At 47.5% G+C, this 14,329-nt stretch carries 10 protein-coding genes; all 10 read left to right on the top strand.

Features of this window, described 5'->3' with window-relative positions; all coding sequences use genetic code 11:
* Window positions 1–13: 13 nt before the first annotated feature.
* The 10 genes from AC1VOR_RS03900 to AC1VOR_RS03855 all read left to right on the top strand — a co-directional run bounded on the left by AC1VOR_RS03900 (window position 14) and on the right by AC1VOR_RS03855 (window position 14,319).
* Window positions 14–5,482 (top strand): putative Ig domain-containing protein, encoded by a 5,469-nt coding sequence (locus AC1VOR_RS03900; RefSeq protein WP_482615955.1) that lies wholly within the window; start codon window positions 14–16, stop codon window positions 5,480–5,482.
* A 190-nt stretch (window positions 5,483–5,672) separates the two neighbouring features.
* Window positions 5,673–6,650 (top strand): ABC transporter permease, encoded by a 978-nt coding sequence (locus tag AC1VOR_RS03895; protein ID WP_482615954.1) that lies wholly within the window; start codon window positions 5,673–5,675, stop codon window positions 6,648–6,650.
* 162 nt (window positions 6,651–6,812) lie between these two features.
* The gene (locus AC1VOR_RS03890) at window positions 6,813–7,562 is read left to right on the top strand and encodes a carbohydrate ABC transporter permease (protein WP_482615953.1); all 750 of its coding nucleotides are present in this window, start codon (window positions 6,813–6,815) and stop codon (window positions 7,560–7,562) included.
* Window positions 7,562–11,152 carry a hypothetical protein gene (locus AC1VOR_RS03885; protein ID WP_482615952.1) on the top strand — a complete coding sequence of 1,197 codons (3,591 nt, stop codon included), beginning with the start codon at window positions 7,562–7,564 and terminating at the stop codon, window positions 11,150–11,152. The genes AC1VOR_RS03890 and AC1VOR_RS03885 overlap by 1 nt, the downstream gene beginning before the upstream one ends.
* A gap of 132 nt (window positions 11,153–11,284) precedes the next feature.
* On the top strand, window positions 11,285–12,319 hold the full coding sequence (locus AC1VOR_RS03880; protein ID WP_482615951.1) for a dienelactone hydrolase family protein: 1,035 nt from the start codon (window positions 11,285–11,287) through the stop codon (window positions 12,317–12,319).
* A 106-nt stretch (window positions 12,320–12,425) separates the two neighbouring features.
* Entirely contained in the window at window positions 12,426–12,560 is a 135-nt protein-coding gene (locus AC1VOR_RS03875; RefSeq protein ID WP_482615950.1) for a hypothetical protein, read from the top strand.
* A gap of 3 nt (window positions 12,561–12,563) precedes the next feature.
* Window positions 12,564–12,857, top strand: a complete 294-nt coding sequence (locus AC1VOR_RS03870; protein ID WP_482615949.1) for a hypothetical protein — start codon at window positions 12,564–12,566, stop codon at window positions 12,855–12,857.
* 268 nt (window positions 12,858–13,125) lie between these two features.
* Window positions 13,126–13,500 carry a hypothetical protein gene (locus tag AC1VOR_RS03865; protein ID WP_482615948.1) on the top strand — a complete coding sequence of 125 codons (375 nt, stop codon included), beginning with the start codon at window positions 13,126–13,128 and terminating at the stop codon, window positions 13,498–13,500.
* A complete protein-coding gene (locus tag AC1VOR_RS03860; protein WP_482615947.1) occupies window positions 13,485–14,084 on the top strand; it encodes a hypothetical protein in 600 nt (199 codons plus the stop codon). Before AC1VOR_RS03865 ends, AC1VOR_RS03860 begins: the two co-directional genes overlap by 16 nt.
* Before the next feature lie 31 nt (window positions 14,085–14,115).
* Window positions 14,116–14,319: a hypothetical protein gene (locus AC1VOR_RS03855; protein ID WP_482615946.1), complete on the top strand. Its 204-nt coding sequence runs from the start codon at window positions 14,116–14,118 to the stop codon at window positions 14,317–14,319.
* Window positions 14,320–14,329: the final 10 nt, after the last annotated feature.

The following is a 14,329-nucleotide window of genomic DNA, read 5'->3' as shown; positions in this document are numbered from 1 at the left end:
GGAGGAGACAAGTATGACATCCAGCAATAGAAAGAGCAAAAGAGCTAGTTTATTTAATTTAAATTTAGCTGTTGTATTGTCGTTGTCTTTGTTAATGCCAGCTCAGGTTGTTTGGGGGAAAGCTGTGAATTCGGAGGAGCAGGGAGGAGGGCAGACTTCTCAAACATTAAATGAACATGACTCTGCGAGGGAAAAAGCACTGGACATTATTCACTTTGGAGACAAAGAATCAGAAGAAGAGCATCTTTTTGAAGAACGGCTCAGCATCGCTGGAGTTGATAATAGAGCTGAGGCGGAATATGTGGACGTAAATGGAAAGCTAGCTGGAGGAGGCTTGGGGCATGGGCTGACCTATCGTTACATTCAACCCTCCCCAGATACTACTAAAGCCTTCGATGGGAAATTGGAGTTCACCTTGAAAGCGGATTCTACCCGGCAAAACTATTTAACAATTCGTCTAAGCGGGACGCAGCAGAAGAGAGGAAATCTAATGCTGTATGGGCCTGATGGAGACAAGACAATTCTGAATCCCCACTTTGGCAGAGAGTTCTCTGAGCTTGACAATGGTTATGAAGGGGGAGCTCCTTTTCTTGGAAGATATTACTACAGCACATACATTCTTCCTCAAGGTCTTATTCATTCTGATGGTACCGTTCGCTTGTCTATTATGAGTACAGGCAATTTTTCTGCTTACGGAAATAGCCAATATGGACATCAGGAGGAGAACAGCAAATACATTTATTCGGCGGCTACGCATACTGACCCCTTTTATTTTCCTGAGGATGATTATACGGGGGAAATCCCTGTGGGCAAACCGGCAGATTCGGAGTCGGGATTAGCTTCTTATGACTATTTACAAAATCAAAGCAAGGAATTCCTGGAGTTAATGATGTCCTGGCAGCTTTATGGTCCGGAATATGAAGCATTTAAAAATGAAAATAATGATTTCCTGGAAGGATCTGTGATTACCTATACACCAGTCACGAATCTAGCTAATTTTAATGGCGACTCCCGTGAGGCTTGGGCCAAAAAAGTGACAGGTGCAGCGATTAATCATCAAAATTGGTCACCGATGATGGCTACAGAGATTTTTGCAAACGCTTTTATGCATGAATGGTCCGAAGAATATTATCGTAGCGAAGAATTGCTGGATCGCATTTTTAAGCTATATGATTTTTTTGCCAAGGCGCAAGATCAACAAGGTGCATGGTGTGTTCCAACAACAGGTCAAGATGCGTATCAATGGATCGGGGCAGCTCTTGATGGAAGCGGAACTCGTGGACTTGGTGAAAATTGGCCTTTGCTTTCATTAGGTACTGATTCACTTGTACAGACCTGGCTTCAAATTCATAATTATATTATGAGTAGCAGTGACCAGGATTTAATTAACCTCTACACGAATTATTTAGATGAAAAAGTGGATAATTCCCTTACTGGTGAAGCCAATCAAACCCGACGCGCCAGCTATATTGAGATGTTTGCTAAGTTGAGAGATTATCAATATAATCCGGTAAAGGGAGACTTTTATGATCCCTCAACACGGGCAGGCACGGCCAATCAAGATTTTGGTTTTGCTTATGACACAAATCGTGCGATGCAACTACTGTTTGACAGTATGAAGCTAAGCGACACAAATAAGCCTGCAGATATTGACGATCGATATCAGGTCAAGGACAACTCCTTATATTTGCATCAACTAAAATATAAATTCGGAGAGATGGTTGATGGAGAAAAATGGTTCTCCGATCAAGGGGTTGGCCTTGAGGGGGGAGCTAGTCACGGAGGATGGGCCGGAGAATATGGCTTGCTTTTGTTGAAAGTTATAAATAAATATGCGGAAACGGCAACAGGGTCGGAGGATTTGGAGGACTTTTTTGGAGATCTGTCTTTTAATGCTTTCGAAACTGCTAAATATTTTTTCCGTCCATCCGTTACACCCGATGGGATTAATGTCCTGATTAGCGAAATGTATGGAGGATCTCGGAATTCGGCGCATGGGCAGAAAATTGCTTATCCTGTTGGGGGGTATACTGCTTTTGAACTAAAAAGTGAAAGCGCTTTACTTTTCCTGAATAAATATATTGAGGATAACCGCGCTTTCTCCGAAACATTTAAAGATGAGGTGTTTAAAGAGAAAACGCCTCACGTATTTTCGCGGATTATTGAATTGCAGGAGCTTCTGAAATATTATCAACGAGCCAAGGAAGAAAGAGTGCAAAGAGAGAGCGAAGGAGAAGACATAAAACTTCCGATGGAAGAAGGTCACCCGGATTTTGCCTGGGCTGATCCGGATGCTCAAGCAGTTGTTTTCAAAAACAAAGGAGACCGGGTGTACTTCACTTTTAACTATCGCAGAGATAATTGGGAGTATAACGATAATGTACGTATCCACTTCACAACCGATAAGGTGGATCGTTTAGCCAATGTTGTAGGTACTAGCAAAGGCGAAATATATACCTTCAAGGATCAGAGTACACATCCAGAAGGTAAGGAATACACACACATTCGGGCAGATGGGTTCAGTCAGGTTCGTTATGGTAAATATGCAGTTGGCATGAATCAGTCCAAAGATGATGCTGATGTTGAGCAAATCGGTAAAGTTTATACAATGGATACACTCGGAATTAAAAAAGCCAAGGATTTGATGAGTGGAAAATTGTATGAGGCACTGGATGGAAAAGATATTAAGTTGCAGGTCCAGCCAAGGCAAACTGTAGTTCTTGAAGTCCTTGAGGAGGCGGAGGTCCACGAGGTCTCAGTCAAGTATATATCAGGCTCCAAATTGTTGAAAGTAGTGAATACTCCTGCTGTAGTGGAACAAGAGCTGACCATAGAAGCCGAAGTGCTGGATGGGTATAAACTGTTAGACTCGGGGGCAGCGACCTTGATTGTCTCACCAGATAACCGTGATAACGTTGTTTCTTTCAATTATAAGGAGAATGTTGCTCCCGTCTTCAAATTAAATGGAATAAATGGGGCGGAGTTGCCTTTCCAATCTGTGAATTTGGGCAATGGCAAGGGCCAGGTAGAATGGAATGATGAAGGGAATCCCACATCTATTACTTCTTCAGGTAGCGATAATTTCTCACCCACATGGGTCTATCAGGAGGTTACTGGTGATTTTTCTGCGCACGTGCGTTTAGATCATTTTTCAACGACATCTACAGACAAGGAGTATTTCTCACTGTTGGTTGCCGATTCGTTAGATTTAAAGACAGCCAACTTTGTTCAGTTACGCCATTTTCCTAACAATAATAATATATTGCTGGTTAGCCATCGCCATGATGAAGGGGATGCAATTACAGGCCACTGGGCCGGAGACCTGAATAACAAAAAGGTGCCTATTCATTTTAAGTTAGAGAAAGAAGGGCAGGCGATTCGCTATAAATTCTCCCTTGATGACGGTCAAACTTACCAGCAAACGTCCCGACCGGAGATTAGCTTGGATATGGGAGATAAGCTGTATGTCGGAGCGGCAATGACCACCATTAACGGATTGCAAAATACAGCCTTCTTGTCTGAATTAGATATCGTAAGTGATGATAAGTTACTTGCACCGCTACCAACAGGAAAGGAAATCACTGTGGATTTGGGAGCAGACGACGCAGATGGAGACGAAATTACCTATCGCTTATATGGACTGCCAGAAGGCGCTCGGTATGATGAATTGAAAAATGCAGTGATTTGGAATCCGGAAGTTCCGGGGAGCTATATAATCAAGACAGAAGCTAGCGATGCTTATCATCTGAGCCCTGTTACAAAAGTGAAGGAGATTGTTATTGGCAATAACACTGAGGAACAGGAAGAATTACAAGAGAGTTTGAGTCGTGTACCGTTGATTCGGAATATTGAGGTCAAAGAAGGAGAGGAGGTTTCATTTACAGCTGAGGCTAAAGCTGGAAAAGTGGAGGTTAAGGGGGATGTACCAGACGATACAAGCTTCGAGAACGGACACTGGAGTTGGGTCACAAAGCCGGGCGATACCGGTACGTATCATCTTCACATTACGTATACGTTTGAACGAAATATTGTTACCCGTATTGTAAAAGTTACGGTTACACCAGTTAATCAGAAGATTGACTATTCACAGGACTGGGAAGTTAGTTTAAGTAATCTCCAGCCCCAGAAGGCGGAGTCAGGCCGTGAATTTATGTTTGACGTAGAAACGCAGGTTCCGGTTGACGGATTTGGCTTAAATGTATCCGTAACGAATCTTCCGAAGGGAGCGACGTTTACTAACCGTACGTTGCGCTGGAGGCCGGGAGATCAAGATGCTAACACTTTCAGGTCGATTGGCTTTAAGGCGATACAACCGAATGGCAAAACCACATCAGGGACTTTAACGATTCATATAGATCAGGGGTCGATGCCTAGCATGTTGACTTTGGATAAAAAGGAACTGAAGTTGAATATTTCAGATGTATATCGCTTAAAGGCTACAGTGGCTCCTAAGGAGGCAGCAAATAAGCAGGTTTTGTGGTCGTCAAGCAACGACGAAGTTGCTGCTGTCGATCAAAAGGGACGGGTTAAAGGGATGAGCGAAGGTTACGCCCTAATTACGGCCGCAACGGTGTCGGGCAACCTTACAGCTACAGCAGCCGTTTATGTCGGGCATGCTGCAACCGATTTGCCGCCAGTTATTACGCCAATAGACCCGCTGACCGTTTCGGCTGGAGAGACCGTTACCTTTACTGTGTACGCGGATGATCCAGAAGGCGGAACTGTACGTTTCTCGGCATTGTACTTACCTCCGCTAAGCGATCTTGATCCGGAGACGGGTGAGTTTGTTTGGACGCCGGAAACTGCAGGCCAATATGATATCTACTTTACGGCTGCAGATGAAGCGGGCAATAAGGCTGTACTGGAAGTTTCGGTTGCAGTGGATGGAGTCGAAAAGGCGGACGGTGTGCCAGAGGTTCCGGTACTGTCGAGCAATAATGGCTTTGATACGGGACTGATGGATGGAAATTATGAGATTAAAATGGATTTGTGGTGGGGGAATAACGGAACAACTTACAAGTTGTATGAAAATGGGGTATTGATTGGAACTCAACTGTTTCCGGATAGTTCTCCATCAGCGCAGCAGGCGGTAGTCTCCTTGACCGGAAAACCGAACGGAACCTATGTGTACACCGCCGAGCTGATTAACCGTTATGGCACAACCGTAAGTAAACCCCTTATCATCGAAGTTACCGAAGCGGGTCCGGGAAAACCGGTCTTGTCCAGTGACAATTGGGATGGGGACGGCAATTATCGGGTGACGATGAACCTGTGGTGGGGCGTCAACGGGACGGTCTATAAATTGTATGAGAATGGGAAGCTTATCGACGAACAATTTCTGGAGGATCACACTCCCAATGCTCAAATCGCCAAGACCGTGATTCAGGGAAAAGAGCCGGGAGAGTATCAATATGTTTCCGAGCTAATTAATAGTAGCGGTTCTACGCTAAGCGAAGCGCATACAATCGTAGTTAAAAATTAAAGTGTGATAGCCGCTTTGTCATCGCTTACAGGTGATGACAAAGCGGCTTTTTTTGTCTGTTTTCGAGAAATATTAATATTTTAAAGCATGAAGCGTGGAAAATCATCGTTTTCTGAAGGATTTGAACTGGCTGGGATGGGACCATGCTTGCATAATGGGGTCATTCAAGGTTGTAAAGGAGGTTTTCATCATGAACAAATATGGACAAATAACAACTGTAAGCCAAGCCTCGGCAAGCCCCGCCCCAAGTAAGTTGGCCTCTTTTTTGCTGGAAATCCGCAAAAACAAGATACTTTATTTTCTAACCTTGCCGGGGATACTGCTCATCTTCGTATTTGCCTATTTACCGATGGCAGGGATTGTAATCGCTTTTCAGGATTTCAACCCTGTCAAGGGAATTACAGGCAGCGAATTTGTAGGGTTAAAAAACTTTCGTTTTTTTGTCGAATCGGGAGAAACATTGCGTATTATCGCCAACACTTTATTTTTGAATGTATTGTTTATCGGTTTTGGCGCTCTGGCTGCGGTTTCGATTGCCATTATGCTTTCCGAACTCAGCAGCCGATGGTTTAAACGCATTATTCAGACGGTTGTAACATTGCCGAACTTTTTGTCTTGGACGGTAATTTCGATGCTGGTTACCGCATTATTGTCAACCGAGAACGGAGTAGTGAACAAAGTGCTGGAGGGAGTGGGACTAGAGCCCGTTTCTTTTTACGGGAATCCGGAGATTTGGCCGCTCCTGCTCGTGCTTATCAAGTTGTGGCAAGGTGCCGGTTTTGGCTCCATTATTTATTTGGCTACGATTTCGGGAATCAACCCGGAAATCTATGAATCAGCCTCAATGGATGGCGCTACGCGCTGGCGTAAAATCCGTTACATCACATTGCCACTGCTGAAGCCTACGGTGATCCTAATGCTGTTGCTTGCAATGGGCGGTATTTTTTACGGCGATTTTGGCATGATTTTCGCCATTATCGGGCGCAACCCGATTTTGTATCCAACAACGGACGTCATTGACACCTATGTTTACCGGGCTCTGATGGACTTGGGTGACATGAGTATGGCTGCGGCAGTGGGGTTCTTCCAATCTGTGGTAGGCTGTATTTTCGTAGTTACTGTTAATGCTATAGCTCGCAAATGGGCGCCCGAATCAGCTCTGTTCTAGTACTTTACCAGTAAAGGCAGGTGTATATCCGTGATTAAAGAAAGCAAAAGCGATCTTATACTAAAAGGTTTTTTCTATGTTTTTATGTTGATGTTTGCTGTTTATTGCTTTGTCCCCTTTCTCACAGTGATCGGCAGTTCGTTTGGTACAGAAAGTTCTATCTTGCGGGACGGTTATTCGATTATACCCACGGAGTTCAGCTTTGAGGCCTACAAGCTCATCTTCCAGGATACGACTATCTACCGGTCCTACGGAGTAACTCTATTCGTGACCATAGTAGGTACGATTTTAGCAATGATCGTCACCAGCGCGCTTGCCTATCCTTTGTCGGTTAAATCGTTGAAATATCGAAACTGCATTAACTTCTATGTCTATTTCACCATGTTGTTTCACGGCGGCCTGGTTGCTAACTATCTATTGATTTCCAAGTATCTGGACATGAAAAACTCCATTTGGGTGTTGATTATCCCGGCACTTATCTCGCCATGGAATATGTTTTTGCTCCGTAATTTTTTTAAATCGATTGATGAATCGATAGCAGAATCAGCTAAGATTGACGGGGCAAACGATATGTATATATTGTTCCGTATCATTTTACCGATCTCTTTACCGGCAATTGCGACGGTGAGTCTGTTTTATGCACTTGCTTTCTGGAACGAATGGTTCCGGGCGATGCTCTATATTGACGATGAAAAGTTGTTTCCGTTGCAGTATTTAATTATGCGCATCATGAATAACGCGGATTTTGCCAACCAGGTATCTTCCCAGGTATCGTTGCCGGGGTATGTCGTACCAACAATTACCACCCGTTTGGCTACAACGGTGGTGACAATCGGTCCCATTGTATTTCTGTATCCTTCGCTGCAAAAATATTTTGTCAAGGGCCTAATGGTGGGAGCGGTGAAAGGCTGATGAAGGAAAAATTACGATGGAGCGAAAGCGAGGAGAAGAAAGCGATGAGTCTATTGTTGAACAAAAAGATGGGCAACAATGTCGTTCTAACAAAACTCGATTTAATGAAATGGGATATTCGGCAGAAGGAGGGCGGTGAGACGGGCACTTCGGGGCTGGAACTGTTGACCTTGGCGCCTGGGAGAGAACTGGAATTCCGCCACCCGGGGGTAAGCACGTCCAATCATTGGCACGTACGCGGTTTTGTGGAATACAATGAATGCTCGGTCGATTTAGATGGCTGGGATGGCATTATGCTCGAAGTGTTAATTCCGCAAGAAGAAGCATTGGAACTGAGGTTTGACATTGATCGGGTGGTGAACAAAAGCCCGTTGCCTGAGGAGATGGACACGACATCATATACAACCTTGGTTGCGGGGAAAGGCCGCAGGCATTTGTGGATTCCGTTTCAGTTATTTGATGATCCCAAATCAGTATACGCGAAATGGAAGTATGTCCGTAGTTTGCGCATTACCGCACGTTGGCTATCCGGAGACAGCGAACAGTCGTTGCAACTGACGGGTTTATCTTTCCGACGCCGTAAATCGTTGTTCTTACACACAGATGTATTGTCCAAAGCAGCGGAAACAGGCGGAAGTGTAAAATACCTGATTACAGTGGTTAATTGCACGGAAAAGAAGCAAGCCGTACGATTATCTACGGAACTATATGGAGGCGAAACGATGACTGTTCAGATCGAGCCTTCCGTTCTGATGCTGGGCCCTGAAGAGGTAAAGCAGGTCGAGGCTTGGGTTGAAATCTCGGAGCGTGTCGCTCCGGGAGGGTTCGAAAAGCAAATCATTCATGCGGTTGCAGATGGCCGAGGAGATGAAGGAGAGCGATTGGAACTAACGACGCTGCGAAGTTTGCCACATCCCTACGTCATTATGACCGAACCTGAATGGGAGGAAGTGCGGGTGAAGGTAACTCAAACCGAATCGATGCAGGAATTGCTTGGAATGTATGTACGTCGGGCTGAGACCTGGGAAGTGCCGGAAATCCAGCAGAACGCCCCCTTCCTTTTTGAAACGCATCATTCTCATGAAGCCCATAACGCGATCATTGCCTGGAAGGTAACCGGACGCTCCGAATTTGCCGAAAAGGCTGCCTTGTTTCTTAAACGTTTGATCAATCCGGTGAACGGCTATGAGACGACAATGCGAGCCAGCCACCAGCAGTTGGTGCATGAAGGCGAGTTCTTTAAGCATATGGCGGTTGTGTACGACCTGCTTTACGATTCAGCTTATTTAAGCGAAGCAGATCACCGTCAAACGGAAGTGTGCTTTCGTCGATACATGGCTTTGATCGATTGGAGCATGGGGATGGGAAATATTTCAAACTGGACGCTGGCGGAGTTGGCTGGAGCGCTTTATTGCAGCCAATCGTTACAGGATCGGGAAAGCATGAACCGTTATCTATACGGCCCAGGTGGTCTGGCCGAGCAACTGGCCCGGGGAACGCTCGACGATGGCTGGTGGTATGAATGCGCCGTAGGTTATAACTTGATGGCAGCAGGGTTGTTTACGGAAGTCTCACAAAGCTTGCGCCCGTGGGGCATCAACTTTGCCGACATTTGGGTACCGGCCAGTTACTCTACCGAAGTGACTCCGAATGGGCAATCCCTGATTGACGGCTTGTCTCTGGAGGTATGGGGACCTAGCACCAAAAATTACCGTTCCATTACAATGCTATGGGATAGTCTGATTCCATTTGCGGATTACCGCGGTGTTATTTTCGGCTTCAACGATGCGGCCGAGCTGATGATCCCCGGCATCTCGCCACGTGGTTATCTGGATGCGAGACTGGATCTTGCATACTATTTGTACGGCACGCCAGAGTATGGAAGCATGCTTCGCCATTGCCCTCTTGAGGAACGCGATCTGTTATTTGCGGCTGCCCAATTGCCTGAGCTTGAGCCGGGAACAGAGCCTTTTAGACGTTCGTATTACGCCGATAATGCCGGTGCAGTTGTTCTTCGTTCCCGGACACCGGGGCGTCATCCTCGCGAACAGATCCAAGCGGCGCTGAAATATGGCTCTCATGGCGGAGCACATGGCCATTACGACCGGGTCAGCCTTGTATCGTTGATGCGTTACGGCAAAAGTTTCTATAACCCGGAGAGCATCTGGTACAACTATTTGACATTCATGTACAAATTTTATGTGCAGAATTCAATAACTCACAATATGGTTACGATTGATTTGAAACAGCAGGATCCAAGCGAAGGCAAGCGTATCTTGTTCCACGAAGGACAGGCGTTCCAGGCTGCAGCAGTTGAGAACGTTGCCAAATGGTGCAATCCACCTTACGGAGGCTGGACGGTCAAGGAGGATACGTTCGCCAAACGCGCATGGAGCGAGGGACGTTATGTGCCAATCCCTGATAATCCGCCGCCGTATACGCATCGGAGCGATTTTACAGAGCCGATTCTGCAGAGACGCCTGGCCGTGGTCACTGATGATTATGTGGTGTTGTTTGACCACGTTTCGGCCGAAAAGGAGCATGTTTACGATTGCCTGTTCCATATTAAGGGGCTGCAGCATCTGGAGTCCTCCGACGGGAAGACATATATTCGCCATACGGAGCAGCTTACCGATGATCCGCTTTCCAGCGCCCAATTCATCACGGATTGCGATTGGTACGACACGAAAGGGACTGTTCATGCTTCGTTTGCGTTTGGCTTTGGCCCAGATTTCGACAATGAAGGCAACCGGACATTCTTTAATGAGGACGGTCCCTTGAATATGAGTGTGTATTCACTCTGGCCGTTGCATAAAGAAACCATCGTGGGGACTGATCCGGAGTATATCCAGGTAGAAAAAAAATTGATTTACGCTGTCGAGGCCGATGGGGAGCTATTGGCGGAAGGCAGCTTCGGAGCATGGATTCTGGGTCGTGACGAAATCGATGTGGAAGTGGGGGGGCGAGAAAAGCTGCGTCTGAAGGTGCGTATTAACGAGGCAACCGGAGAACATGATGCTCTTGTCAAGACCCAGAAAACCGTATTTTGGGGCGACCCGCATCTGGTGACTTCTTCGGGCGATATCGTCTACCTGGCCGACCTGCCCCTTCATTACTGCAATACCGATGAAGGATACGGAATTGGCAAGGACTATGCTGGCGGTCCTGTCAAAATTCAAGCCCGTCCTTATGAGCGTGCAGTACCTGCCCAGCCGCTTACGCCGGAAGACGAGGGGATCATTGAAGCGGATATCTCCAGCCTAGACGCAGTTCGCTTCGTAACGGCGATCGGCGGTGACTATCCGCTGGGCGATGAAAGCCCGCGGCGGAAGCTGCTCAGCTTCCGGCAGAAAGGGCAAGCAGCACGATATACCTCGATCATGGAAGTTTATGAGGAGCAAAAGATGATTATGAGAGCAGACGCCGTTAGCGCTGATGAATTGACGGTGGAGCTTGCCGACGGCCGGAAGCAATGGATTCAGATCAATGGTTTGGATTCGGAAACGGGGTCAATTACCGTGCAGCTTAGGGAATACGATGCCGCCGGTCAATTGATTCGCGAGGAGGCTACGCTTCCTCAAAAAGAATAGGCAGGATGAAGATCGAGGCTGCAATGTAAACTTCAGCATCCTGCATATGTCATGGGGAGGACAAAGCTGGCAGCTTCATGAATACGGAATTGGGGATACTTTCGAACGGGGACAAGAAAGGTGAAATGAGTCATGTGGACAGGGGATGCTTATCTAGAAAGATTATATGCCGAGACAACAAATCGGATTCGTTCGTCAAACGCTTCACAAAGCCCAATAGAGAAAAAGGAATATCTGCGGGAAAAGCTGCGGCATCTTATCGGGGAGTTTGAGCTGAATCAGGAAGACGAGCCCAAATTACTGGAACGGGAGACATACGAAGGTTATATTCGAGAGCGCGTGGAATTATCAATCCTACCGGGGCTTTCGTTTGCAGCTTATGTATTGATTCCAGAAGGAAGCGATGGTGAAGGATTCCCCCGGCCGGCCGTCGTAGCCGTTCATGGGCACGGCTACGGCAGCCGTGAAATTGTCGGATTAGAGCCGGATGGAGCGCCAGACTTAAAGGAACCAGGAATTCATCAACATTTTGCACTTTCGTTGGTTCGCCGCGGAGTCGTTGTGATTGCGCCGGATGTTATCGGTTTTGGGGAGCGGAGGCTGGCTAGTGATTTAGCTAAAGACCCAAATGCTGGTAGTTCTTGCTACAGCTTAACTACACAACTGCTGATGTATGGACAAACGCTAACCGGTCTCAGGGTCGCTGAAATGTTTGGAGCTTTTCGCTATCTGTCTTCCCGGCCAGAGGTGGATGAGCGTCGGATAGGAATTATGGGATTCTCCGGCGGGGGGCTGATTGCGTATACCTGTGCGGCGTTGGAAGAAAGGATTCGTGCCGTGGTTCTGTGCGGGTTCACAAATACCTTCAAGGATAGCATCATGGCAGTACACCATTGTGTTTGCAATTTTACGCCGCAGATGCTTAAGCATGCCGAATTGCCTGAATGGATCGGGCTGGTTTCTCCCCGCCCATTATTTCTGGAATCTGGTGCGAATGACCCGATCTTTCCACAGGCCGGTTTCCTGACAGCAGCCGGGAATATCCGGGAAATATATCGGCTGGAAGGGACCGAGCCTGTACTGCAAATCGACATGTTCCCCGGTGGGCACGAAATCAGCGGTAGAAAGTCGTACGATTGGCTATGCGGGACACTAAAAAAACTGTAGTTACTGTTTAAAAAGCAGCGTTCAAGCCGGGATGTGCAGCCTCTTACAATGAGAATAGAACGTAAATTAGAGGGAAAGAGGAGCTGTCGCTATGGAGGTAAACCATATGAACTTTTTAGCGTTCTGGGCAATTAACAATAGGCCGGTACGGGAGGAACTGTTTGGACAACTGGAGAGATTCAAAGAAGCCGGATTAAAGGGAGTCGTGTATCACCCGCGGAATTATCCGAATGACCCCTGATACATGAGTCGGGAGTATCTCGATATCGTATCGGAGGTCATTATATTCGCCAAGCAACTTGGTCTGATATTTTGGATTTATGATGAAAATGGCTGGCCGTCAGGCACTGCCGGAGGAGAGGTGCTGCGGCAGCGTCCCGATTTGACTTGCGAATGGCTAGAGTGGGATGAGTACGGCCGTAATGGACAAGGAGAGGTGAAAGTCTGCGTTAAGTCGGCGGTGTCCTCGCTGGAGGCGGAAGCCACCAATCTATTTATCCAGATTACGCATGAAACATACCGCAAAGGGTTGAGGTAGGAAGCCTTCGAATATGTCTCCGGTTTTTTACCGATGAAGTGGCATTCCTTGATGGCCATAGCGTAGCCGTAGCGCGGGGAGCCGCACCGTGGCATCCCAAATTGCCGGAGATGTACGCGGAGCGTTACGGCGAGTTTCTGGAGCCGAAGCTTGAGCTGTTGTTCAAAGCGGATGAAGGCGGCACGGAAGGGGAAACATTCCGGGTGCGCTTTTGGGAACTGTTGACCGATGCCTTGATCGAAGGTTTTTACAAGCCCATAGCAACTTGGTGCGAGCAACATGGAAAGCTATTTACAGGGCATTTGAAAGGGAGGAGAATCCATTCTTTCAATTGTCCTATAGCGGATCGTGTTTTCAGGTGCTGAAAGATATGAAAGTGCCTGCCATCGATGCGCTGGAGCGGTATCCAGGTAATCATTTTTACCCTCGCATCGTGCATTCCTTGTCCGTCCAGCAAGGGCGGGAAAGCTGCCTTGTAGAGGCGCATGGCGGCAGCGGATGGGGCGTGACGCCGGAATCGTTCAACGATTATATTCTATGGCTGGCGGGGCATGGCCTGAAGCAGTACGTGCTCCATCTCAGCCAGTATCGTCTGAAATCGCAGGCTGTTCACGACTGGCCACGTCGATGCCGCTGCATATAAGCTGGCAGGACGCTTTTTCTGCCGTTCTTGACGGCATCCGTCACCGGGCGGCAGCACTTCCGAATCTGCCAGATACGGAGCCCGAACTACTGATCGTGACGCCAACCCGAGGCGTGATGTCGCATTTTGTGCCGAGCGAGGCGATGGTCATCAACAAGCATAACGGGACTGGTGTGCCGGACACGGCAAGCGGCGGGATCAGCAATGCTTTTATAGCACTTGTCGAGTCTTGCCATGATGATGGCATTCATTATGAGCTGACGGAAGAGCGGATGATCGAGGAGGGGAGCCGGATCGAACGGGGGGCGGTCGTCATCGGGCAACGTAAATATACACGGGTGTTGCTTGCAGATGGCTGCGTCTGGAAGGCTGACGAAACGGGCATGACTGCGGAATGGCAGATGCGAGAGGCAGGCGTCACCTTATTGTATTCGGATACTTGGCAGGCAGTATTTTTCAAAAAGTCGGCAGGGTCGGATACGTGCATCTGTATGTCGGATAAGATGCCTGAGTATTGGACGCCGGCGCAAACGTCTTGGGTTGCTACTATGCCGGAAAATAATCAATGTGTGCTTATTCTTTGAACGGCAGGGAGAAAAGGAAAATCGCAGCTTTATGGCGCATCTTGAGGCGGGAGCTTTAACACCGGCCGCTTCACCTACGCTGATTCTGTTGGATGAAGCGCGAACATTATATCTGAATGGCCAGATGCTACAGGGTTTGCGCAGCGACGAAGGCTGGGTCTACGCGATCCCGGAAGAGTTTAGTGAGGGAGGACTCTGGACTTTCGAACTGGAGCTTCAGGAAGAGGGGGGATGATTTTCCTGTC

Source organism: Paenibacillus sp. 1SOY10 (assembly GCF_056836745.1).
This window is presented reverse-complemented; position numbering and strand designations above follow the sequence as displayed.